The following is a 23,296-nucleotide window of genomic DNA, read 5'->3' as shown; positions in this document are numbered from 1 at the left end:
ATGAATTAATATAAACAGGAATTCTCCAGTTCTTAATTTGAATAGCAAACTCACAACGCTTGGTATAAGAATCAGTATATTGGAGATATCACTGTGAAAAAGCATTGGATACGTAATTCGGTCACAGCACTATTAATGGTTAGCGCATCACTAGCAAGCGCGACCAGTTTTGCTGCGTCTGAACAAAAAGAAATTGGCGACCCTCGTAACGACCAGTTCGAGCAAAACCACCCAGATCAATATCATTCATGGAGACAAACTTCAGAAAGCGAAGTTATTGAAGACGCACTAAAAGAAGATCCAAACATGGTCATCATGTGGGCTGGCTACGGCTTCGCAAAAGATTACAACAAAGCACGCGGCCACTTTTATGCCATTGACGATGTAAGACAAACACTTCGTACTGGCGGCCCAACGGACGAAAGCTCTGGCCCAATGCCAATGGCGTGTTGGAGCTGTAAGAGCCCAGATGTCGCTCGTGTTATCGAAGAGCGTGGTGAAGATGGTTATTTTGAAGGTAAATGGGCGCGTCTTGGCAACGAGATCATTAACCCTATTGGCTGTTCAGACTGTCACGACACCCAAAGCGAAGGCTTTAAGAATGGTGAGCCTGCACTGAAGGTGACTCGTCCTTACGTTGAGCGTGCATTTGAAACGATTGGTAAAAAGTTTGATGAACAAAGTCGTTTAGACCAACAAGCTTCTGTTTGTGCTCAGTGCCACGTGGAATACTACTTCACAGGGCCAACCAAAGGTGTGAAATTCCCTTGGGACCAAGGTACAACCGTTGGCGACATGGAACGTTACTATGATGCAATCAACTTTAAAGATTGGACGCATAAAGTATCGAAAGCACCCATGCTGAAAGCACAGCACCCAGGCTTTGAAACATGGCGCGAAGGCATCCACGGCAAGAACAAAGTCGTTTGTGCTGACTGTCATATGCCGAAAGTCACCAAAGAAGATGGCACTGTTTATACCGACCATAAAGTGGGTAACCCATTCGACCGCTTCGAAGACACGTGTGCAAACTGTCACACTCAATCGAAAGAAACCATGCGTAACATCGTTTCAAGCCGTAAAGCGCAAGTACTGAACATGAAGCTGACAGCAGAGAAACAAATCGTTGCTGCTCACTTTGAAGCAGGCGCAGCATGGGAAGCGGGTGCGACAGAGCAAGAGATGGAACCTATCCTACTCGATATCCGTCACGCTCAATGGCGCTGGGACTACGCTATCGCGTCTCACGGTATTCACATGCACGCACCTGAGATCGCTCTAGAAGTGCTAGGTACTGCCGTTGACCGCGCAGCCGATGCTCGTACTAAGATTGTTCGTCTACTGGCGAAGAAAGGCATCACCGATCCAATCGAGATTCCAGATATCTCGACAAAAGAAGCGGCTCAAAAAGCGCTTGGAATGGACATGGATAAGATGAACGCAGAGAAACAACACTTCTTAGACACGGTTGTTCCTAAATGGGAAGAGCAAGCTGAAAAGCGTGAAGCCAACTACGAATACTAGTTTCTTCAATTAGACCATTAAGTAAAAACCAGTCACACTATTGTTGTGTGGCTGGTTTTTTTAGGCTTTTGGGGAATACACATCAATATCGAACCCCCGTTCCACTCGCCAATTCAAGGGATAAACAATGAAAATCTTACTTTCGCTTTCGGCATTATGTATTGCACTACTCAGTTCAAGCGTTCACGCATCTGAGCGTGCTGAGACAGGGTGGGAATTAATAGAGAAAGGTGCATTAGTGGTTGATGTCAGAACACCTGCAGAGTTCGAACAAGGGCATCTAGACAACGCCATCAACTACCCTCTTTCTGAAGTGGCTACTCACTTTGCTAAGATAGATAAAGACCAACCCATCGTGTTGTACTGCCGCAGTGGCAATCGTTCAGGGCAAGCTTATCAATTCTTGCGTGCTCAAGGGTTTACTCAAATCCACAATGCTGGTGGCTTAATCGAGATGCAGGAAGACCAATAGTCTTAGAGATGAGAGCTTAAGTAAGGCCGCCTCTTTAGCAATTAGCCAAGCTTAACGGATCATCTGTTTGGCTTGGTTGATCGAATGGATAATAGAAACACGATCAATGCCCTTCTGATTGGAATCTAAGATTTGAGTCCACGCATCGATCGCTTGTTGATAGCGCATGCTGATGAAGTGATCGGTCGCAATCAGCATCAATGCCGTACGATCATTGGGATCAAGCTGCATTGAGTGCTCCAACAACGCATTAACATCATCACTCATCGCTTGAGAGCTAAGATAATAAAGTGCGGTTGCTTTGGCAGCATAGAGGCCAGAAGGTGCTTGAGGATCTAAGCGAATCGCATAATCGTAGCAAGTGAATGCCGCATCAAACTCCCCTTTCTGCATGTACACACCACCAAGCTTAAACCACAAGTCGGATTGATTCGGGTCTTGTTTGAGGCTTTGTTGAAGTTCATCTTCGAAATCTGTCGCCGTGTAATTATTGCTATCATCCAAAGGAAGTTGAGGTAACTCTTGTTTCAGTTGAGACCAGACCAGCACGCTCAAAGCCACTGCAGTAAGAGAAATCACCACATTGCCTTTTAGATGGCTGCCATTGTTGCTCGCGGCAATAACGACCGCGAGCAAAAACAGACTTATTAGTACCAACGCAACCAACAACCAGATATCCATTCCACATCCCTTTTATTTAGATCTACCTCTACTCTATCGTTTTCGTACTGCCTAGTTATTGATCAAAGTTTAGCGTTCGAGATTTAATGCTCAAACTTTTGCATAAAAGCGACGGGTTAAGGTTGGTATTCAGACCTAAGCCATAAGCCATAAGCCATAAGCCACATGAGAAGAGAAATGACAGGCAATAAAAAACCGAGCACTTAGGCTCGGTTTTTTCATTGGTAAGCTTAATTACTTAACGTAATCGAGATTACTCAGTGTCTTGCTCGCTATCACTTTCAGAGTCAGAAGCATCAGATGCTTGCTCTTCACTTGATTCAGAAACAACAGCCGTTTCAGCGTTCACTGCGTCAGCATTTGCTTCTTCAGTTTCTTCGCCTTCAACAATCTCAGCTTCTTCTACTTCGTCGATACGTTGTAGACCTACAACATTCTCGTCTTCAGCAGTACGAATCAGTGTTACACCTTGAGTGTTACGACCAACTTGGCTTACTTCCGCTACGCGAGTACGTACTAGTGTACCTGCGTCGGTGATCATCATCATTTCATCGCCTTCTTCAACCTGAACAGCGCCAACTACTGGGCCATTACGATCAGAGACTTTGATAGATACTACACCTTGCGTTGCACGGCCTTTCGTTGGGTATTCAGCCAACTCAGTACGCTTACCGTAACCGTTTTGAGTCACAGTTAGGATATCGCCTTCGTTTGAAGGAACAATCAGTGAAACCACTTGATCGTCTTCTGGAAGCTTCATACCACGAACACCAGAGGCAGTACGACCCATTGGACGTACTTTGTCCTCGTTAAAGCGAACAACTTTGCCCGACTTCGAGAACAGCATGATGTCGCTATTACCGTCAGTAATATCAACGCCAATCAGTGAATCATCGTCACGTAGGTTAACTGCGATTAGGCCGTTAGCACGTACGTTTGCGAATTGATCCAGTGATGTCTTCTTAACGGTACCGTCGCCTGTTGCCATGAAGATGAATTTCTCGTTAGAGAACTCAGAAACAGGCAGGATAGCCGTAATACGCTCACCCTCTTCTAGAGGAAGAATGTTAACGATAGGCTTACCACGAGCGGTGCGGCTTGCTTGAGGCAGTTGGTAAACTTTCAGGCGGTACGTTTTACCACGAGTAGAGAAACATAAGATGTTATCGTGAGTATTAGCAACAAGCAGACGCTCAATGTAATCCTCATCTTTCATCTTAGTTGCACTCTTACCTTTACCACCACGACGCTGAGCTTCGTAGTCGCTTAGGATTTGGTACTTAACGTAACCTGCGTTAGAAAGCGTTACTACCACGTCTTCTTGAGCGATTAGCTCTTCCATGTCGATGTCATGAACCGCTGCTGTGATTTCTGTACGACGTTCGTCGCCATAGATATCACGTACCGCTTCAAGTTCTTCACGGATAACTTCCATCAAACGCTCAGTGCTTGCAAGGATATGCATTAGCTCAGCGATCTCTTCTAGAAGTGCTTTGTATTCGTCTAGAATCTTCTCGTGCTCAAGGCCAGTTAGGCGGTGAAGACGAAGTTCTAGAATAGCTTGCGCTTGAGTTTCCGTTAGGAAGTATTGACCATCACGGATACCGTATTGGTCTTCAAGCCAATCTGGACGAGCTGCATCAGTACCAGCACGTTCAAGCATTGATGCAACGTTACCAAGATCCCAACCACGAGATACTAGACCAACTTTAGCTTCTGCTGGTGTTGGTGCGTTCTTGATCAGTTCAATGATTTCATCAATGTTTGCAAGCGCTAAAGATAGAGCTTCCAAGATATGTGCACGGTCGCGCGCTTTCTTCAATTCGAAGATAGTACGACGTGTCACAACTTCACGACGGTGATCAACAAAACACTTCAACATATCTTTAATGTTGAAAAGTTGTGGTTGGCCGTTGTTCAGAGCAACCATGTTGATGCCGAAAGTTGTTTGCAGTTGAGTTTGTGAGTAAAGGTTGTTTAGTACAACTTCACCGACAGCATCACGCTTACATTCAATAACAATACGCATACCATCTTTATCAGATTCGTCACGCAGTGCACTGATGCCTTCAACTTTCTTGTCTTTTACAAGTTCTGCAATCTTCTCGATCAGACGAGCTTTGTTCACTTGATACGGAATTTCAGTAACGATAATAGTTTCTTTACCGTTCTTTTCCATTTCAATGTTCGCGCGCGAGCGCATGTAAACTTTGCCACGGCCAGTCTTATATGCATCGACAATGCCCTTACGGCCACTGATTAATGCTGCTGTCGGGAAGTCTGGACCCGGGATGTAGTCCATTAGCTCATCAATAGTGATGTCTTCATTATTGATAAATGCTAAACAGCCATCAACAACTTCGCCAAGGTTATGTGGCGGGATGTTGGTAGCCATACCTACTGCGATACCAGAAGCACCGTTAACCAATAGGTTTGGTATTTTTGTTGGTAAAACTGCTGGTATTTGCTCGGTTCCATCATAGTTAGGAACGAAGTCAACCGTATCTTTATCAAGATCCGTTAATAGCTCACCAGCTATTTTTGACATACGAACTTCGGTATAACGCATTGCCGCAGCTGAATCGCCGTCAACCGAACCAAAGTTACCTTGGCCATCGACTAACATATAGCGTAGTGAAAACGGCTGAGCCATACGAACAATTGACTCGTATACCGCACTATCACCGTGTGGGTGATATTTACCGATTACATCGCCTACTACACGAGCAGACTTTTTATATGCTTTGTTCCAATCATTACCTAATACATTCATCGCGAACAAAACGCGGCGGTGTACTGGTTTTAGGCCATCACGCACATCTGGAAGGGCACGACCAACGATGACGGACATCGCGTAGTCTAGGTATGAACCTCTAAGCTCATCTTCAATATTTACGGGCGTGATCTCTTTCGCTAGATCGCTCATAGAGCCATTTTCCCTCTATAGTCAGATCGTATTTTTGAATACGTATAAGACCGAAAAATATAACACAAATTTACCTACGGAGGCATCACTTTCCCTCTCCTTTTACCATCTTGTGACCCTTGTAGCCAATCTATTGATGAGAAATTGCACCTCAGCGTCATATCTTGCTGAAACATGGTCACTTTACACTCAATAAACTAGCAAAATTGTAGATCTTCTGGTCAGCAGGAAAAGGCAAGTTATAATGCCTGCAATTTCATGGATGCATTATTTAACTTGGAAATGCCGATTATGACTAAATCACAAAACGTAGACCCAGCAGAAATCAAAAAATTCGAAGACATGGCGTCGCGCTGGTGGGATCTAGAAGGCGAGTTTAAGCCACTACATCAAATCAACCCACTGCGCCTAAATTACGTTCTAGAGAAAACCGAATGCCTATTTGGCAAGAAAGTTCTCGATGTTGGCTGCGGTGGCGGTATTTTGGCTGAGAGCATGGCCGTTGAAGGTGCGCTAGTCACAGGTTTAGATATGGGTAAAGAACCGCTAGAAGTCGCTCGTCTGCATGCATTAGAAACCGGCACCAAGCTTGATTACATTCAAAGCACCATTGAAGATCATGCTGAGCAAAACCCACAAACTTACGATGTGGTGACGTGCATGGAAATGTTGGAACACGTCCCTGATCCACAATCGGTTATCTCGGCTTGTTCAAAACTAGTGAAACCGGGCGGCCACGTATTCTTCTCGACATTGAACCGTAACTTTAAGTCTTACCTATTCGCTATAATAGGTGCAGAAAAGCTACTTAAGATTGTCCCAGAAGGTACTCACGACCACGAAAAGTTCATTCGCCCAGCGGAACTTATCAAGATGATAGACAACACTCCGCTGCAAGAATTGGGGATTACAGGACTGCACTACAACCCGTTAACGGACACTTACCGTTTGGGCACAAATGTCGATGTTAACTACATAGTCCACACGCAAAATCTCACCCGATAACTATTAATATCCCCAGCTTAAAATCTTTTAGAAAAAGACGATTGAAAAGAGTTGTAATTAACATAACTTTACGACTTTTTTCAGTCTAAATTTCGTGCGCTCGCTTCCATTTTGACCACCTAGATTTAATTTTAATCATCCAAAATCCATTGCCCATTTTGCTCAAAGATCAAGGGATTTTTTTTTATGTGTGCGCAAAAATAAAGCAACCTTAAAAGGCTATTTTTATACAATCAAGTCACATCGAACCTCGTCAGTTAGTGGTCACTTACAGTTTTTTTTCAATCCACCACTTATCCACAAGCACTCCCATTTCTTTACCTTGAAAAATATAAGCTGTAGCACTATCTTGTAACCCAACAAACAAATGACCCCTATATGTTGTGTTTGAACTACAATGTATGGGTAGACCAAGATCACAAAGCCGAAACGTAATTTACAAAAATTACACAGAAATACACAAAAACACGGCTTTGTTCAGTTTTGTTAGGGAAATTAAGCAGAATGAACCAACAACTTACTGTTACCAAACGTAACGGGCGCAAAGAAACAATCGATTTAGAGAAAATCCATCGAGTGATCACTTGGGCAGCTGAAGGCTTGCACAATGTTTCTGTATCACAAGTAGAATTGAAAGCTCACATTCAGTTTTACGATGGCATCACCACCACTGACATCCATGAGACAATCATCAAGTCAGCAGCGGATTTAATCTCTGAAGAGACTCCTGATTACCAATATCTAGCAGCACGTCTGTCAGTATTCCACCTACGTAAAAAAGCGTACGGCGAGTACGAGCCACCGGCTCTATATGACCACGTTGCAAAACTGGTTGATATGGGTAAATACGATAGCCACCTAATGGAAGACTACACGAAAGCTGAGTTTGACGAGCTTGACGCGTACATCGACCACAAGCGTGACTTAGACTTCTCTTATGCAGCGGTCAAGCAGCTTGAAGGTAAATACTTCGTGCAAAACCGTGTAACAAAAGAAATTTACGAGAGTGCTCAGTTCCTTTACATCCTAGTTGCTGCTTGTTTATTCGGTAAATACCCGAAATCAACTCGTCTGGATTACATCAAACGTTTTTACGACGCCTCATCTACGTTTAAGATTTCTCTACCTACACCAATTATGTCTGGTGTACGTACGCCTACTCGTCAATTCAGTTCTTGCGTACTGATCGAGTGTGGTGACAGCCTTGATTCTATCAACGCAACAGCAAGCTCTATTGTTCGTTACGTATCTCAACGTGCTGGTATTGGTATCAACGCAGGTCGTATCCGTGCGCTTGGTTCTGAAATTCGTGGTGGTGAAGCGTTCCACACTGGCTGTATCCCTTTCTACAAATACTTCCAAACAGCAGTAAAATGTTGCTCTCAAGGTGGTGTGCGTGGCGGTGCAGCAACCGTGTTCTATCCACTATGGCACGGTGAAGTTCAGTCTCTATTAGTACTGAAAAACAACCGTGGTGTTGAAGAGAACCGTGTTCGTCACATGGACTACGGCGTACAGCTTAATAAGCTTATGTACTCTCGTCTTGTTCAAGGTGGCAACATCAGCCTGTTCTCCCCTTCAGATGTACCTGGACTTTACGATGCGTTCTTCGAAAACCAAGAGCGTTTTGAAGAGCTGTACGTTAAGTACGAAAACGATCCTTCAGTGAAACGTGAAACTGTGAAAGCGGTTGAACTGTTCTCTCTACTAATGCAAGAGCGTGCTTCTACTGGTCGTATCTACATTCAGAACGTTGACCACTGTAATACACACAGCCCGTTTGATTCTGAAGTAGCTCCTGTTCGTCAATCGAACCTATGTCTAGAAATCGCGCTACCAACTAAGCCACTTTCTAACGTGGAAGATGACGAAGGTGAGATTGCACTGTGTACGCTTTCAGCGTTCAACCTTGGCGCAATCAATGAACTCGACGACTTAGCAGAGCTTTCTGAGTTGGTTGTTCGTGCACTTGATGCACTGCTTGATTACCAAGATTACCCGCTTCCAGCAGCATACAAATCGACAATGAATCGTCGTACTTTAGGTGTTGGTGTCATCAACTATGCATACTACCTGGCGAAGAATGGTGTTAAGTACTCTGACGGCAGCGCAAATGGCCTGACTCACCGTACTTTTGAAGCAATTCAATACCACTTACTAAAAGCGTCTGTTGAACTAGCGAAAGAACAAGGCCGTTGCCCATCTTTCCACGAGACCAACTACGCGAAAGGCCTACTGCCAATCGATACTTATAAAAAAGATATCGACTTAGTATGTGAAGAGCCTCTGCACTACGATTGGGACACGCTACGTGAAGAGATCATGGAGCACGGTCTGCGTAACTCTACGCTAACAGCGCTTATGCCTTCTGAGACTTCGTCTCAAATCTCGAACGCGACTAACGGTATCGAGCCACCACGTGGTTATGTATCAGTGAAAGCGTCGAAAGACGGTATCCTGAAGCAAGTTGTTCCTGATTTCTTAAATCTTAAAAACAACTACGAGCTACTTTGGAACATTGGCAATAACGACGGTTACCTACACTTAGTGGGTATCATGCAAAAATTCGTTGACCAAGCTATCTCTGCAAACACTAACTATGATCCAAGTGTTTACGACAGCGGTAAGGTTCCAATGAAGCAGCTGCTTAAAGACCTACTAACTGCATACAAGTATGGTGTTAAAACGCTTTACTACCATAACACGCGTGATGGTGCTAAAGACGACCAAGGCGATGCAGTTCAAGTGCCGGAAGAAGATTGTGAAGGCGGCGGTTGTAAGATCTAAACCGCAATAAACATTAAGACCCCAGAGAAGAGTTATCTTCTCTGGGTTTAAAGCATTAACAGGGTCCGTTTTATTGCGGGTCTTTAAAGGATTTGAGGCATTTATGGCTTACAGTACTTTTTCTCAACAAAAAAATGACCAACTAAAAGAACCAATGTTCTTGGGTCAGTCGGTAAACGTTGCACGTTACGACCAACAAAAATTTGAAATCTTCGAAAAGCTTATCGAGAAGCAGCTTTCTTTCTTCTGGCGCCCAGAAGAGGTCGACGTGTCTAGTGACCGTATCGACTACAACAAGCTTCCTGAGCATGAAAAGCACATCTTCATCTCTAACTTGAAGTACCAAACGCTTCTAGATTCTATCCAAGGCCGCAGCCCTAACGTTGCCCTACTTCCATTGGTATCACTACCAGAAGTTGAAACTTGGATTGAGACATGGTCATTCTCTGAAACGATTCACTCTCGTTCTTACACGCACATCATCCGTAACATCGTAAATGATCCAGGCGTAGTATTCGACGACATCGTTGAAAACGAAGAGATCCTGAAGCGTGCTAAAGACATCGCATTTTACTACGACGATTTGATCAAGCTGACGGCTGACTACCACCGCTACGGTGAAGGCAACCACAACATCAACGGCGAAGACGTTAAAATTTCACTTCACGACCTGAAGAAGAAGCTTTACGTATGTCTAATGTCTGTAAACGCACTGGAAGCGATTCGTTTCTACGTGAGTTTTGCATGTTCATTCGCATTCGCTGAACGTGAGCTAATGGAAGGTAACGCGAAGATCATCAAGCTAATCGCTCGTGATGAAGCACTTCACCTTACTGGTACACAGCACATGATCAACTTGCTGCGTAATGGCCAAGATGACTTCGAATTCATGCAGATCGCTGAAGAGTGTAAGCAAGAGTGTTTCGACCTATTCAAAGAAGCGGCTGAGCAAGAGAAAGAGTGGGCAGAATACCTATTCAAAGATGGCTCTATGATTGGTCTAAACAAAGATATTCTTTGCCAATACGTTGAGTACATTACCAACATCCGTATGCAAGCGGTTGGTCTAGGTACGGCTTACCCAGAAGCAACATCGAACCCAATTCCATGGATCAACGCTTGGTTGTCTTCAGATAACGTTCAAGTTGCTCCACAAGAAGCTGAAATCAGTTCTTACCTAGTTGGCCAAATCGACAACGAAGTAAAAGCTGACGACTTTGAAGGATTTGAGCTGTAATGCCAACAATCAAAATCAACAAGCTGACTTCTATTGAATCTAACCCTTCAAATACTCTATTGGAAACAATGGAACAAGCAGGGTTAGAGCCAGAATACAACTGCCGAGATGGCCACTGTGGCGCTTGCCGCTGTACGTTGGATTCAGGTGAAGTCGAGTACGTTGGTTTTGCTATGGCTTACACGCAAGGCGATGAAATTTTGCCTTGTATCTGTAAAGCAAAAACAGAACTATCGCTGAGTAACGTTATTCACAGAAATAAGCAAAAAAGTGCTTAATACTTGTACTTAGATCTTATACTTAGCTACTTAGCTACTTAGCTACTTAGCTACTTAGCGCGATTAGTACAATGTTGAATCGTTAACAGAAAAGCTTAAAAATTTAAGGGCCCGATAATCTTCATTATCAGGCCCTTTTTGTTTTTCATGTTGGCTCAATCAGACAACTCGCTTATTGCACCAACACGGCTTTGTTGATGTATATGATTTATTACATATATAGCTTTATAGCTTTATAGCTTTAACTTGGACTTTATAGCGTTAACTTGGTTTATAGTACCGCTTTAGGAATAAACATGTCTTTCAATCGCTTAACCGAAGAGTAAGTACCAAACATCGGTTTGTTGTCTAGATGCCTTCTCAGCATATCGGCGGCAACGGTCTTAATCACGTTGCGTTGGTCTTCGCGTGAGTACTGACGATAAAACTCAAGCACCTGTCCCCACTCTCCTGCTTCAGTAGACAATGCGACGCTAAATGTGTTGTCTTCTAACTTACCAGTAACCAAAGCCAGTTCTGTACCGCACTTCTCTCTTGTAGCGCCAGCCAGTGCAAAGGTTGCGGCTAATGGATCACTCTTTTCAAGTTGGCTCTCTTTTGGCTCAGCCATGACCCATGAATGACCAAAGCAGTCTTCAACCTGCTCATTCAATTGCAGCCACGCTGATAGGGCGCCTTTGGTCGACACTTCAGATACAGATAACGTCTTCTTTTTTTCCGCCATGATGTGTCCAATATGGTCAATCATTGGCTCATCAACGCTCACGACATTACTCTCTAGCAGCTTGTAAACCATTTGCAGAAGCTTAACGCGAATTTCTAAGTCTGCCTTAGGACCAAACAGTTTGACCTCAATAAAAGGCAGATAAGAGCGGTAGCCAAGTTCATAGCCTGCTGGAAGCTTAAGCTGGTCTAACACATCCGAGATACCCGACTCAGACAAACCAAACGTAAACAATCGACTGCATTCAGAGGCAACCACTTGAGGGTAGGTACGCGACAAGTCAGGAAGAATCTCAAACGTCACCATACGTTTGAATTCACTCGGTACACCAGGAGTAAAATAGAAAGTCGCATCGTTGATTTTCAGCTTGAAGCCGCAAGCCGTACCCACAGGATTATCAACAATCTCTGAACTCGCGGGCAATAAAGCTTGCTTAAGGTTACTGTCAGGCATCGGCATGCCACGTCCAGAGAACATCTCTTCCATACGAGTCAGCCACTCAGGGAACATGACAAGCTTTTGATCTGAGGCCGCAGCCGCAGCGGCCGCACTCATATCATCAGTTGTCGGCCCCAAACCACCATTGACGATAACCACATCATAGTTGAAGCTCAGCATCAGCAGTTCTTCAATCAGAGCGTTCATTTGGTCGCCCACAGTTGAACGCTTTGCCAAAGCAAAGCCGTGCTGATAAAACTCAGCAGACATCCAAGCTGCGTTTGTGTCGACAATGTCCCCATGAAGAACTTCTTCACCAGTGCTTAACATTGCGATTTTCGTCATATTTATATCCCTTGTGGCCATTAAAAGACACGGCATTATTTACAAACTAGTCTAAGGTTGAGTTTGAGTCATTCACCTTTTCACAAATATTACTAATGCTTAATCTAAGGTTTTCTTAGGAAAAGCAATAAATTATTAGTTCCCTAAACTCAGCATTTAATAGATAATTGTGACTCAGATCAATTATTAACTTCTCATGGAGACCCTTGTGGCCAAATCACCGTTACTAACGAAGGTTACTGCTGCATTTACAATGCTAATGTCAGTTAACTCGGTTGCAAGCCAATACGACTTCGACCAACCAATCAACCTTTCTTATTCGGATGAATGCGCTCAAGATTACTGTGTTAATGAAAGCTTGTACACCTATAAGCCTAGTAACAATTATGCGCTAAGCGAAACAAGCGACCAATATGATTTAACGATCGAAAAACAACCACTCTACCTTACCGTTAGCGATGGCAAAGATTGGGATTACCTCATGGGCCAAACTTATACCATTCTTGGTTTAAGTGTCGCAACCGTTGGCCTCATGACGCTTTTACCTGAAAGCATCACTAAGTGGGATGATGACCAGCGTGATATCAGTGCACTAGGTAAAAAATGGAAAGATAACGTTTCTGAAGGCCCAGTATGGGACCGTGATGAACACTTCCTAAACTACGTAATGCATCCGTATTTCGGTGGTGTTTACTACACCGCAGCTCGACATGCTGGTTATGACGAGTTTGAGTCTTTCTTATACTCTTGGACAATGTCGACATTTTTCTGGGAATACGGCGTAGAAGCGTTTGCTGAAGTACCGTCATGGCAAGATATATTTATTACACCATTCTTTGGGGCTGTTGTCGGTGAAATGATGCTAGAAGCAGAGCAAGACATTGTTGCTTCAGGTGGCGAAGTGATGGGCTCTCAAACCATGGGTGATGTTTCATTATTCTTCCTCAACCCTGTTGGCCATATCCACTACTGGGTAAGTGATGCATGGGGTGGTGACGCAGAAGTTAATCTGAATACTAACCCTTGGTGGGATAACAAAGACGCAGCCCGATTCGCTTACGATGCAGGGGCAACATACGACTCTCAGTTTGTTGGTATGAACTTTAAAGTAACGTTTTAAATCGACTTCCAGTCTCTGAACTCTATGTTACTGCATTTCAAATAAATGCGACAACTCTTCTAAAAGCGGCTCTCTAGCCGCTTTTTTTGTGCCCTACTCTTCATTCTCTTTTTTTGCATCACAGCTTAGTTTCAAAAATTGACACAGGTCAAACATTGTTCGATGTAACCTTCTACACTGAAATTAAAGAACTTTATCGCGTGATATCAATCATTTAATTAGCAACGAACAATTGAGACTTTGGGGGCTGATATGAACAGTACATTTATCGTAAACTTTATCGGACAAGCATCACCAGCAACAATCAAGCAACTTGCTGCGGTTACTCACGAAAACGACGGGAAATGGCTCATCAGTAAAGTTAACTTTATTGAAGATCAAGTTGCAGGCGTATTAAAGATTCAACTTCCTGCCATCAACGAATCAATTGTTAAGGATGCTTTCAGTGCCAATGCTGACTTGATCGTGCAGTTTGTTGATTCAGACCACACTCACAACGCACAAGACACAATACATCACTTACGACTCGACTCTAACGACAGAGCGGGTATCGTCAACGAAGTGACACATGTACTAGACAGACAAGGGATCAGCATTCTTGATATGGATTGCCACCGAGTCTTCATCGCTGGCGGCGGTGGTGTTAGCTCAAGCTTATTTACTTCCAAGATTGCCGTTAAGCTACCAATCGAAGTTTTGATTGATGACGTAGTGAATGAATTAGAAACGCTCAGTGAAGATACTCGAGTGATGATTGAAAGCTAACAAGCTAGCCTCCTGATGATAAATTCATCATTGGGGGGCTCCCCTCCAGACAGCCCCCTCCTCTTACATAACCTACAAAAAACCATATGGAAACATTCGAAATGCATAACTTAACCATATGAATTCAGGCATTCGTATAATATTTTTGTTACCATAGATTATCTTATACAATTTAATGATTTAGGTTCAAACATGGAAAGAAACACGTCGAGTTGGCAGCTCAATACCATCTCAGTAATCCTTCTCATAACACTATTCAGTGGCTGTAAAAGCGGTCATGAGAATAATGGTAAAACAACGTCTACTTCGTCATCATCACAAATTAACGTTAGCATCCCGAAAAGTGTTTCATTTTCTGAACCACAATCAGGGTCGAAGACAGAGTCAATTACAGTTTCTTTTTCCAAAGCCTTAAGCCAAGAGCTCACTCTAACTATCGTCACCAGCGATATCACAACACGCTCTACTGGTATGTTTAAAAGCTACGATGCTATCTCTAGCCAAAACGTCAAGGTTTCGGCGGGTGCAACTAGTGCAGCTCTTCCTTTGAATCTTACCCATAATAATCTTTACGAAGGGAACAAGACCTTTCACTACACCATTAGTGTGGATAACAGTGCAAATTACACTCTGACCAACAAGCAAACCGAAGTAACCATTAATGATAGTGACGCTCAGCCAACTGTCCGGTTTAGCAAAGACTTAAGTACCGTTGTAGAGGGCGATAGCGTTATTCAAAAAGTGGAACTAAGCCACTACACTTCTAAAGATGTTACGCTGACACTCGCTCAAACGGGCATCGCCACCGCTAAAGACTTCAGTGTTGATATCGCTGGTTCAAGTATCAAGATACCCGCAGAAACACTATCAACAAACATCAAATTTTCTGCGATTACCGACAGTTTCAATGAAGGCGGAGAATCCGTCATCTATACCATAGCTAGTGCAGGAAACGCGGCTATCGATGCTAAGAACAATTCTCTTTCGTTCTATATTCCCGGCCAAAAAAGCTTCAACGATACGGGTTATGTGACCTATTTCGATGGTACAGACTACGACAGTGTCACTCCACCAGCCTCGCACCCTAATCAAGATGCCGATTTTGGTTTAGATAAAACAGATGGAATTGAACACGCTGATGGGGAATATGGCTTCCGCTACACCAAGATCGATGCGAATTCTAACCCTGTCAGCTCATCAGCGTCGAGTTGGCGTTGTGTAAAAGATGGACGCACTGGGCTATACATCGAGAATAAACAAGCAGCTAAAGCACTGCCTTCGACAGGTGTCATCGAAGATTGGGTGAAAAAACACAAGCTAGATGCGAACGCAAACCCTTACCCTTGGGTAGATGAATCAAGCTCTTGGCGAAGTGCTTCATACACCTACACTTGGTATGACTCCGATGCGACCACCAATGGCGGTTATGCCGGTGCGCCTAACGACCTACTCTATAACGAAGGACCAATATCTTCTAAATGCGCTTACCCTGATGACAAGTCAGGTAACCGCTATTGCAATACCAGTAGCTATATTAATGCCCTAAACAGTTATGCCATCTGTGGTATTACCGATTGGCGTCTGCCTTCTCCTGCTGAGGCACGCTCATTTATAAGCTTTAATGTGGGTAACAAGCCATCAACTAGCGTGAACTTCTTCCCTCACTTAGGGAGCAAGATTTTTACAAAAACAAGCTCAGTAAAACAAAATGGTAGCGTGCGATGCGTTGATACAGCTACAGGAGAGCTCAAGCTTTGTAACAAAAACATTTTTGGCTCAGCAGGTATTGTCGCTGTGAGCGGAGGTTTAGATTAATGAAATTCCATATATGCTTAGGAGCACTGACCGCCTTACTATGCGGTAACGTATTCGCACAAACATGTGTAACGACGCAGCCAGCATCGATCAAAGACGGGCAGTTTATTGACCGTAAAGATGGTACATTACTGGACGTTACCACCAATTTACTTTGGTCTAAATGTAACGTAGGTGAAAGCTACAATTCGGCACAAGATAAATGTGAAGGAACAGCGCTGAAATACAAAAGCTGGCAAGATGCACTCAATGCAACTAAAGATACAAGCCTAACTACCATTGCGAGTCAAACGGGCTTTCGCTTGCCAAATATCAAAGAGCTGAGTTCAATCGTAGAGTATCGCTGTACTAAACCTGCAATTAACCTGACCTATTTCCCAACAACAACCAATGAACCTTACTGGACGAACACGCCAGACGCACACAAAATTAATAGTGCCTATGATGGTTTGATCATTGATTTCGAAGACGCTCTGGAAACGATTACCGTTCCAAGTAACTTTCCTTCCCCTCTTATTAGATTAGTTAAACCATTTAACTAGTTTTGTTCGAAACTGGAAATAAAAAAGAGCAGCTCAATCGCTGCTCTTTTTATTTATATGAAGATACAATTCAGTTACTTAACCGACCATTGTGATAATGATCGTTTGAAGTCTTCATAGCCAAATTCATTTAGCTTCTGAACTTCGCCATTGCTGCGATCGCAATAGATCGATGGCATTTTTAGGCCATTGAACCAGTTCAGTTTCACCATGGTGTAACCTGCACTGTCTAGCAGGTGCAGCTTTTGACCAATCTTAAGTGGCTCGTCAAAGCTAGCTTCGCAGAACTGATCGCCAGCAAGACATGAGCATGAACCAATCACATAGCCATGGCTACCATTTTCAGAGGCTTCTAATACCGATGCTGGCTCATTGTAGATAAGCGTATCAAGGCGGTGAGCTTCGGTTGCTGAATCGACAATCGCTGTTTTCTTCACGTTCTCTACGATATCAACCACAGTCACAACCAAATCAGTTGTTTTAGTGATAATAGCTTCACCCGGTTCAAGGTACATCTGCACGCCGTGCTTTTCAGAGAAAGCTTTTAGCGCAAGACCAAGCTTTTCAATGTCATAGCCCGGCCATGTGAAGAACACACCACCGCCCATGCTCACCCAATCTAGCTTATCTAGGTGTTCACCAAATTGTTCTGAAATTGAATCAAGCAAACCAATAAATGCATCAACGTCTTTGTTCTCGCAGTTCATGTGGAACATCACACCATTAATCTCATCAAAGATTTCAGGTTTGATGTGGTCAGCTTGCACGCCCAAACGCGAGAATTGACGCGCAGGGTTTGCCAAGTCTTGTCCTGCATAGCTCACACCTGGATTTAAACGTAAACCCAATGAAGCTCTATCTTCAACAATATGACGGTAAGCAGCAAGTTGACTTTGAGAGTTGAAGATCATCTTGTCGCAGATATCCGCAACTTCTCTCACGTCATCTTCGCTGTAACCCACACTGTAAGCGTGCGTTTCACCACCAAAGGTTTCGTGGCCAAGCTTGACTTCGTATGGGCCAGAGCTTGTCGTGCCATCGAGGTAAGGTTTGATGATGTCAAACACACCCCATGTCGAAAAACACTTCAGTGCCAATACCAATTTCACACCTGAAATCTCTTTCAGTTGCTTGGCTTTCTCTAGATTCGCAATCAACTTGTCTTCGTTGATCATGAAATATGGGGTTTTTAGTTCTTCTTTCTTAAACGTCATTTTTGTAAACACTCAAGCAGCATCTATAGATGGAAAGGTAAATTAACAATTTTGGTGTGATTTATTTTGATTTTGTCCTGTCCGAGCGCAGTGAGTTACAAAATCAAAATAAATGATACCAAAGCTTCAAGGCTATCATCATCGAAAAGGGAACAATCCATGTCCCCTTTAATTAGCAATCAAAACAAGAAATCAGTTCTTATTTTTTCAGCTCTTGAATCACAGGAAGACCTTGGCCTGCATCAAGTTCTTGAACATGCCAATCTAGACCGATTTCAGGCATCGTTGCTAGGAACGGGTCTGGGTTTAGCTGTTCCATGTTAAACACGCCTTTATCAGCCCATTCGCCACGGAAGAACTGAAGTGCAGCAGTAATCGCAGGAACACCCGTAGTGTAAGAGATTGCTTGGTGCTCTACGTCTTCGTAAGCCACTTCGTGGTCTGCGTTATTGTAGATGAATACGCTGCGCTCTTTGCCGTCTTTCTTACCTTGGACCCAAGTACCGATACACGTTAAACCTGTGTAACCCGGAGCTAGAGATGTTGGGTCTGGTAGTAGTGCTTTAAGAACATGCAGAGGCTGAACCACAGTACCGTCATGTAGCGTTAGTGGATCAGGGCTAAGAAGACCGATATCACGCATGCAGTTGAAGTAGTTCAGGTATGCATCACCAAAGCCCATCCAGAATTCGATACGCTTAGCTGGGATGAACTCTTTCATTGAACGAACTTCATCGTGCGCCATTGAGTAAACTTTGTGAGAACCACAGTTCGGGAATTCAAACTCAAGCATACGAGAGTGACAAGGTACTTGCTTCCACTCTTCATTTTCCCAGTAGAAAGAGTCGCCTTGGATCTCAAGCATGTTGGTTTCTGGGTCAAAATTTGTCGCAAACTTCTTACCGTGGTCGCCAGCATTCACGTCCATTACGTCAATTGAGTCAATCTCATCGAACAGGTGCTTAACCGCGTACGCTGCAAAGATTGATACCACACCTGGATCGAAACCCGCGCCAAGAATACCTGTGATGCCCGCTTCAGCGAACTTCTCACGGTAGCCCCACTGCCAATCATAAGCTTGTGGTACTTGTTGGCCTTCAGAACATAGATCAACCGCAACCGATGTATCTAAGTAAGATACTTTCGATTGGTAACACGCTTCCATGATCGCCATGTTTACCCAAGGAGGACCAGCGTTGATCACTAGATCAGGCTTAACTTCTTTAATCAAAGCAACAAGTGCATCAACATCGTCAGCGTCTACTGAACGTGCTTCTAGTTTCTTAGTTGAATCTTTAAGGTTGTTTTTACCCTTGATAGATTCGATGATTTTTTCACACTTCGCGATTGTGCGAGAAGCGATTGTGATATCACCCAGTACTTCGTTATTTTGTGCTGCTTTGTGTGCAACAACCCAACCAACGCCGCCTGCACCAATTTGTAGAATAGCCATAGTTTTAATTACCCTTGTTGTTCTGCTAGCTCAATGGCTAGAGTTTGAATTTTGTTAATTAAAGATTTGAAATCTGATGTCGTTAAGCACGGATTCAAGATAGTGAATTTAAGTGCGCTCTTACCATCCACGACAGTTTCACCCAATACCGCAACGCCACGAGTCAGCGCTTCCAGTCTTAGCGTTTGATTCAGTTTGTCTAAATCTAGCTCACCGTTTGCTGACGGCTTAGATCGGAACAGCACTGTTGATAGTGAAGGCTCCGCGAGTAGCTCTAAGTCCGCTTGGTTTTGAATCAGGTCTGCCACTTCTAGCGCTTGCTCAAGAAGGTGGTCGTACATATTGCCCAGTTGCTTTGGACCGACACTTTGCATCGTCATGAAGACTTTCAACGCATCGAAACGCTTGGTGGTCGCGATAGACTTATCGACTAAGTTCGGTAGCTCATCGTGTTCGCGATTCAAATAGTCTGCGTGATGCAGTAGGTACTTAAAGTTCGCTTTGTCTTTCAGCAGCACAGCGCCACAGCTGATGGTTTGGAAGAACAACTTGTGGAAGTCGACACTCACTGAGTCCGCTTTTTCGATACCTTTCAGACGAGCTTTGTGGCTACTTAAGATAAGCGCGCCACCGTAAGCACTGTCAACATGGAACCAAAGGCCTTGTTGGTTGGCGATGTCAGCAATCGCGTCAAGATCATCAATAGCACCGTGATCGGTTGTGCCCGCCGTACCGACAACAGCAAAAGGAATCAACCCTTGAGCTTTAAGTGTTTTCACTTCTGCGTCTAGCAAGTCAGGCTTGATAGTGCCGTTTGCATTGGTGTCAACACAGCATACTGCCGCTTCACCTAGCCCTAATAGAGAGGCTGACTTTTGAACCGTGAAGTGCGATTTCTTTGAACATAAGATACGCAGCTTGCTCGCGTATTCTGGTAAGCCAAGCTTTTGGATAGAATGACCATTGTGCTTATCTGCAACCCAGTCTCTCGCAAGCAATAAACCCATTAAGTTACTTTGCGTACCGCCGCTCGTGAAAACACCATCAGCTTGTGCGCCAAGTTGGTATTTGTCGCACATCCAATCCACCACACGCTGCTCAACATAAGTCGCAGCAGATGCTTGGTCCCATGAATCCATTGATTGATTCAACGCCGCGATAATCGATTCCGCAGCTACTGAAGCCATAAGAGGAGGAGTGTGAAGGTGTGCAATGCAGTCTGGATGTTGCACGAAGATGGAGTTTGCAGCGACAAGGTCTGCCGTGCTATCTACAACATCAACCAAAGCGTGTTGATTGTTATCGAGATCAACAGCATTGATAGCTGCTTCTAACACTTTTGGGTCTAAACCAGAATAAGGGGTTTCAACCTGTTCAAAAACGGCTTTCATTGCTTGAGTGGTTTGGTTCATCACACTAGCAAATTCGTCGCTACCGCCTAAACCTGTCTGGATGAAATGCTTGTTCCATTCTTGGTTAGTTTGTTCGCTTGAAGCTGGGTCTTGTTGTAAACCACCACCCGCTGCGATGATCGCTTCTTCCATGACGCGCAGTGCAAAGTCGATCTGCTCAAAAGAGATAATCATTGGCGGAAGGAAACGAATTACGGAACCATCGCGACCACCCTTTTCAACCATCAAGCCGCGCTCTAATGCTGCTCGTTGAATCGCTAAGGTTAGTTCGCCGTCGGATTGTGGTTCGCCAAACTTGTTAAGATCACCATTTGGTTGCTTGATCTCAGCGCCAAGCATCAAGCCTTTACCGCGAACTTCAGCAATACAGCCAACGCGTGATTGAATCTTCTCAAGCCCGTGACGTAAGTATTGACCTGCGATGTTTGCGTGCTCAACCAAGCCATCACGCTCGATGATTTCCAGTGCCTTAGCGCCAGACACCATTGCTAATTGGTTACCACGGAATGTACCGGTGTGCTCACCCGCTTTCCATGTATCAATGCTCTTATCGAACACAAGCAGCGACATAGGCAGTCCGCCACCAATCGCTTTAGACAAGCATAAGATATCAGGATTAACGCCTGACTCTTCAAATGCAAATCGATGACCCGTTTTACCCACACCACACTGAATTTCATCAAAAATCAGTAGGATGCCATGCTCATCACAGATGCGACGTAAACCTTGTAGCCAAGACGCCGGAGCTGGAATCACACCGCCCTCACCTTGTACAGGCTCGACGATCATCGCGGCAGGTTTCATGATGCCAGATTCGTCGTCATTCAACATACGCTCGATGTAACGAATGCTCGCGTTAGCACCCGCTTCACCACCAATGCCAAACGGGCAACGAAGGTTGTACGGGAAAGGCATGAAATGCACGTCAGACATTAAGCCACTACGACGTTCTTTAGTGCCAAGGTTACCCATCATGCCCATGGTGCCGTTAGTCATGCCGTGGTAAGCACCACGAAAAGCAAACATGGTGTTGCGACCTGTAGTTTGCTTGGCTAGCTTGATCGCGGCTTCCACAGCATCAGCTCCAGACGGGCCACAGAATTGAAGAACCGAGTTCGTTGAAAAGTCTTGAGGGAGAAAAGCTTTTACTCGCTTGATAAACGTCTCTTTTGCTTGAGTCGTAATATCAAGTGTCTGATATGGCAAACCAGAATCGAGTTGGTCTTTAAGTGCTTGGTTAATCTCAGGGTGGTTGTAGCCCAAAGAAAGTGTACCTGCACCAGCTAAGCAATCGAGAAAGAGTTGGCCACGAGTATCTTCAACTAAAACACCACATGCTCGTTTAATAGCAATTGGTAGGCGTCTTGGGTAAGAGCGAACATCCGACTCATGCTGTTCTTGCTCTAGCAAAATAGCGTCAGGCGTTAGGTCGTAAGTTCCCTCTACGATAGGAACCATAGTTGAAAATGAATTTGCGATAGTATTAATATCGACTTCAAAGGCGGTAGTCATAAAAGTCCCCTTGAATGTGTTCATACTCACCTCCATAACACGCAAATACCCACCAGCTCTCTTTAAATTTGGAGAGAGTTCATAGTGAAACACGCGTATTGTCTAGAAATGAGATATAGCTGTACGCTCGCATAAGTCAAATGACGAATACGAAATTAGGCCGTCTTAGGACAGCAGAAACTAGTTAGCGTGAGCTCAAGGTTCAGTAATGCTACTGTTTTGAAGAATTGGACATTTGTGCAGTATCGGACAGCTATGAAGAACTGGCCCTTTTGGAAATGCAGAGCTGATTAGCAATGTTGTTATTAGTGTGTTCAATGTTGGGTTTCCCATTAGCATGGCGAATTGCGCCATAAGTATCCCGTCTATCAGCTAAAGGCTAGCTGATACCTACCCTACGTAATGTCCCAATCAGCAAGAATGGTCACTACGCGTATCCCCCAGAAGCAATCGTTGCTCTTCTTGAACATTGTTCATTCCGAGATTGCGCGGGAAAATAACATAAAGTGAAATGAACGATCAATAGTTTTTAATAATCGCTTGATAAATAGGAGCGGTAACTGACAAATTGCTGAAAATATCGTCAAGTTAATCTTTAGGTAAGGAGATCCCCGGTTCATTCGTTCCTCACGCCCGAGGATGACGACGCGGGTATACAAACGTTGCTAGTGAGGCTTTGAGATCTCAGCACCCTTTCGTCATTCCCTAGTACGAGGAACGAGTTCATAGGGAACCTCGCTTTTAAAACGAAGTTAAAGGTATGAGAATTTGAATATTTTATCGACCGTCTAACCACGGGAGTCAAACAGGAAAAATGTGGGGTAATAAAATGTTGAACGGCAGAAACCAAAAAGCCCGAACATTTCTGTTCGGGCTTTTTAATTTGGAGCGATACATCGGGTTCGAACCGATGACCTCAACCTTGGCAAGGTTGCGCTCTACCAACTGAGCTAGTATCGCATTTGCTACACCCGTTAAGACGTAGACTTTAATAGATGGTGCCCCGGGCCGGACTTGAACCGGCACAGCGCGAACGCCGAGGGATT

The 23,296-nt window shown here is 44.2% G+C and carries 16 protein-coding genes and 1 tRNA gene; 10 read left to right on the top strand and 7 right to left on the bottom strand.

The window, feature by feature from the left end; all coding sequences use genetic code 11:
• Positions 1-93: 93 nt before the first annotated feature.
• Both nrfA and ACED42_RS11720 read left to right on the top strand, forming a co-directional pair.
• Positions 94-1,524, top strand: a complete 1,431-nt coding sequence (gene nrfA / locus ACED42_RS11725; protein ID WP_017101428.1) for an ammonia-forming nitrite reductase cytochrome c552 subunit — start codon at positions 94-96, stop codon at positions 1,522-1,524.
• Between the two features lie 127 nt (positions 1,525-1,651).
• Positions 1,652-1,996: a rhodanese-like domain-containing protein gene (locus ACED42_RS11720; protein WP_371702657.1), complete on the top strand. Its 345-nt coding sequence runs from the start codon at positions 1,652-1,654 to the stop codon at positions 1,994-1,996.
• A 51-nt stretch (positions 1,997-2,047) separates the two neighbouring features.
• On the opposite strand, the gene ACED42_RS11715 is transcribed toward ACED42_RS11720, so the two are convergent.
• Both ACED42_RS11715 and gyrA read right to left on the bottom strand, forming a co-directional pair.
• Entirely contained in the window at positions 2,048-2,677 is a 630-nt protein-coding gene (locus ACED42_RS11715) for a tetratricopeptide repeat protein (RefSeq protein ID WP_371702656.1), read from the bottom strand.
• 253 nt (positions 2,678-2,930) lie between these two features.
• Positions 2,931-5,603 (bottom strand): DNA topoisomerase (ATP-hydrolyzing) subunit A, encoded by a 2,673-nt coding sequence (gyrA, locus tag ACED42_RS11710; RefSeq protein ID WP_017106649.1) that lies wholly within the window; start codon positions 5,601-5,603, stop codon positions 2,931-2,933.
• 258 nt (positions 5,604-5,861) lie between these two features.
• On the opposite strand from gyrA, the gene ubiG reads away from it, so the two are divergent.
• The 4 genes from ubiG to yfaE all read left to right on the top strand — a co-directional run bounded on the left by ubiG (position 5,862) and on the right by yfaE (position 10,910).
• The gene (ubiG, locus tag ACED42_RS11705) at positions 5,862-6,608 is read left to right on the top strand and encodes a bifunctional 2-polyprenyl-6-hydroxyphenol methylase/3-demethylubiquinol 3-O-methyltransferase UbiG (RefSeq protein ID WP_371702655.1); all 747 of its coding nucleotides are present in this window, start codon (positions 5,862-5,864) and stop codon (positions 6,606-6,608) included.
• A 504-nt stretch (positions 6,609-7,112) separates the two neighbouring features.
• Positions 7,113-9,395, top strand: coding sequence for a class 1a ribonucleoside-diphosphate reductase subunit alpha (nrdA, locus tag ACED42_RS11700; RefSeq protein WP_009848849.1), 2,283 nt, complete (start codon positions 7,113-7,115; stop codon positions 9,393-9,395).
• A gap of 103 nt (positions 9,396-9,498) precedes the next feature.
• A complete protein-coding gene (gene nrdB / locus ACED42_RS11695) occupies positions 9,499-10,632 on the top strand; it encodes a class Ia ribonucleoside-diphosphate reductase subunit beta (RefSeq protein ID WP_004733365.1) in 1,134 nt (377 codons plus the stop codon).
• A complete protein-coding gene (yfaE, locus tag ACED42_RS11690; RefSeq protein ID WP_012604325.1) occupies positions 10,632-10,910 on the top strand; it encodes a class I ribonucleotide reductase maintenance protein YfaE in 279 nt (92 codons plus the stop codon). The genes nrdB and yfaE overlap by 1 nt, the downstream gene beginning before the upstream one ends.
• Before the next feature lie 271 nt (positions 10,911-11,181).
• On the opposite strand, the gene ACED42_RS11685 is transcribed toward yfaE, so the two are convergent.
• A complete protein-coding gene (locus ACED42_RS11685; protein ID WP_371702654.1) occupies positions 11,182-12,417 on the bottom strand; it encodes a CinA family nicotinamide mononucleotide deamidase-related protein in 1,236 nt (411 codons plus the stop codon).
• A 208-nt stretch (positions 12,418-12,625) separates the two neighbouring features.
• Between ACED42_RS11685 and ACED42_RS11680 the strand changes: the two genes are divergently transcribed.
• The 4 genes from ACED42_RS11680 to ACED42_RS11665 all read left to right on the top strand — a co-directional run bounded on the left by ACED42_RS11680 (position 12,626) and on the right by ACED42_RS11665 (position 16,659).
• The gene (locus tag ACED42_RS11680; RefSeq protein ID WP_009848852.1) at positions 12,626-13,537 is read left to right on the top strand and encodes a DUF3943 domain-containing protein; all 912 of its coding nucleotides are present in this window, start codon (positions 12,626-12,628) and stop codon (positions 13,535-13,537) included.
• 252 nt (positions 13,538-13,789) lie between these two features.
• Positions 13,790-14,302 (top strand): glycine cleavage system protein R, encoded by a 513-nt coding sequence (locus ACED42_RS11675; protein ID WP_009848853.1) that lies wholly within the window; start codon positions 13,790-13,792, stop codon positions 14,300-14,302.
• Between the two features lie 192 nt (positions 14,303-14,494).
• A complete protein-coding gene (locus ACED42_RS11670) occupies positions 14,495-16,117 on the top strand; it encodes a DUF1566 domain-containing protein (protein WP_371702652.1) in 1,623 nt (540 codons plus the stop codon).
• Positions 16,117-16,659: a DUF1566 domain-containing protein gene (locus ACED42_RS11665; protein WP_371702650.1), complete on the top strand. Its 543-nt coding sequence runs from the start codon at positions 16,117-16,119 to the stop codon at positions 16,657-16,659. Before ACED42_RS11670 ends, ACED42_RS11665 begins: the two co-directional genes overlap by 1 nt.
• Positions 16,660-16,733: 74 nt before the next feature.
• Here the strand turns inward: ACED42_RS11665 and nspC are convergent, their stop codons facing one another.
• From nspC to ACED42_RS11645, 4 genes are all read right to left on the bottom strand, one after another.
• A complete protein-coding gene (gene nspC, locus ACED42_RS11660) occupies positions 16,734-17,873 on the bottom strand; it encodes a carboxynorspermidine decarboxylase (RefSeq protein WP_135442600.1) in 1,140 nt (379 codons plus the stop codon).
• Between the two features lie 199 nt (positions 17,874-18,072).
• Positions 18,073-19,326 carry a carboxynorspermidine synthase gene (locus ACED42_RS11655; RefSeq protein ID WP_009848867.1) on the bottom strand — a complete coding sequence of 418 codons (1,254 nt, stop codon included), beginning with the start codon at positions 19,324-19,326 and terminating at the stop codon, positions 18,073-18,075.
• A gap of 8 nt (positions 19,327-19,334) precedes the next feature.
• Positions 19,335-22,274, bottom strand: a complete 2,940-nt coding sequence (locus tag ACED42_RS11650) for a pyridoxal phosphate-dependent class III aminotransferase (RefSeq protein ID WP_371702648.1) — start codon at positions 22,272-22,274, stop codon at positions 19,335-19,337.
• 860 nt (positions 22,275-23,134) lie between these two features.
• Positions 23,135-23,210 (bottom strand) — tRNA-Gly (locus tag ACED42_RS11645).
• Between the last annotated feature and the right edge of the window lie 86 nt (positions 23,211-23,296).

The sequence above is a fragment of the Vibrio sp. FF145 genome (assembly GCF_041439075.1).
Taxonomy (GTDB): domain Bacteria; phylum Pseudomonadota; class Gammaproteobacteria; order Enterobacterales; family Vibrionaceae; genus Vibrio; species Vibrio tasmaniensis_A.
The sequence above is the reverse complement of the archived record's forward strand: the minus strand, read 5'-3'. Positions and strand labels throughout refer to the sequence as shown.

What these genes read in the sequence shown, in the direction of transcription:
- ACED42_RS11675 (WP_009848853.1), top strand. Translation starts at nt 13,790, where the DNA reads ATGAACAGTACATTTATCGTAAACTTTATCGGACAAGCATCACCAGCA.
- ACED42_RS11665 (WP_371702650.1), top strand. Translation starts at nt 16,117, where the DNA reads ATGAAATTCCATATATGCTTAGGAGCACTGACCGCCTTACTATGCGGT.
- ACED42_RS11670 (WP_371702652.1), top strand. Translation starts at nt 14,495, where the DNA reads ATGGAAAGAAACACGTCGAGTTGGCAGCTCAATACCATCTCAGTAATC.
- ACED42_RS11655 (WP_009848867.1), bottom strand. Translation starts at nt 19,326, where the DNA reads ATGGCTATTCTACAAATTGGTGCAGGCGGCGTTGGTTGGGTTGTTGCA.
- nrdA (WP_009848849.1), top strand. Translation starts at nt 7,113, where the DNA reads ATGAACCAACAACTTACTGTTACCAAACGTAACGGGCGCAAAGAAACA.
- ubiG (WP_371702655.1), top strand. Translation starts at nt 5,862, where the DNA reads ATGGATGCATTATTTAACTTGGAAATGCCGATTATGACTAAATCACAA.
- nspC (WP_135442600.1), bottom strand. Translation starts at nt 17,873, where the DNA reads ATGACGTTTAAGAAAGAAGAACTAAAAACCCCATATTTCATGATCAAC.
- nrdB (WP_004733365.1), top strand. Translation starts at nt 9,499, where the DNA reads ATGGCTTACAGTACTTTTTCTCAACAAAAAAATGACCAACTAAAAGAA.
- ACED42_RS11650 (WP_371702648.1), bottom strand. Translation starts at nt 22,274, where the DNA reads ATGAACACATTCAAGGGGACTTTTATGACTACCGCCTTTGAAGTCGAT.
- yfaE (WP_012604325.1), top strand. Translation starts at nt 10,632, where the DNA reads ATGCCAACAATCAAAATCAACAAGCTGACTTCTATTGAATCTAACCCT.
- ACED42_RS11720 (WP_371702657.1), top strand. Translation starts at nt 1,652, where the DNA reads ATGAAAATCTTACTTTCGCTTTCGGCATTATGTATTGCACTACTCAGT.
- gyrA (WP_017106649.1), bottom strand. Translation starts at nt 5,603, where the DNA reads ATGAGCGATCTAGCGAAAGAGATCACGCCCGTAAATATTGAAGATGAG.
- ACED42_RS11685 (WP_371702654.1), bottom strand. Translation starts at nt 12,417, where the DNA reads ATGACGAAAATCGCAATGTTAAGCACTGGTGAAGAAGTTCTTCATGGG.
- ACED42_RS11715 (WP_371702656.1), bottom strand. Translation starts at nt 2,677, where the DNA reads ATGGATATCTGGTTGTTGGTTGCGTTGGTACTAATAAGTCTGTTTTTG.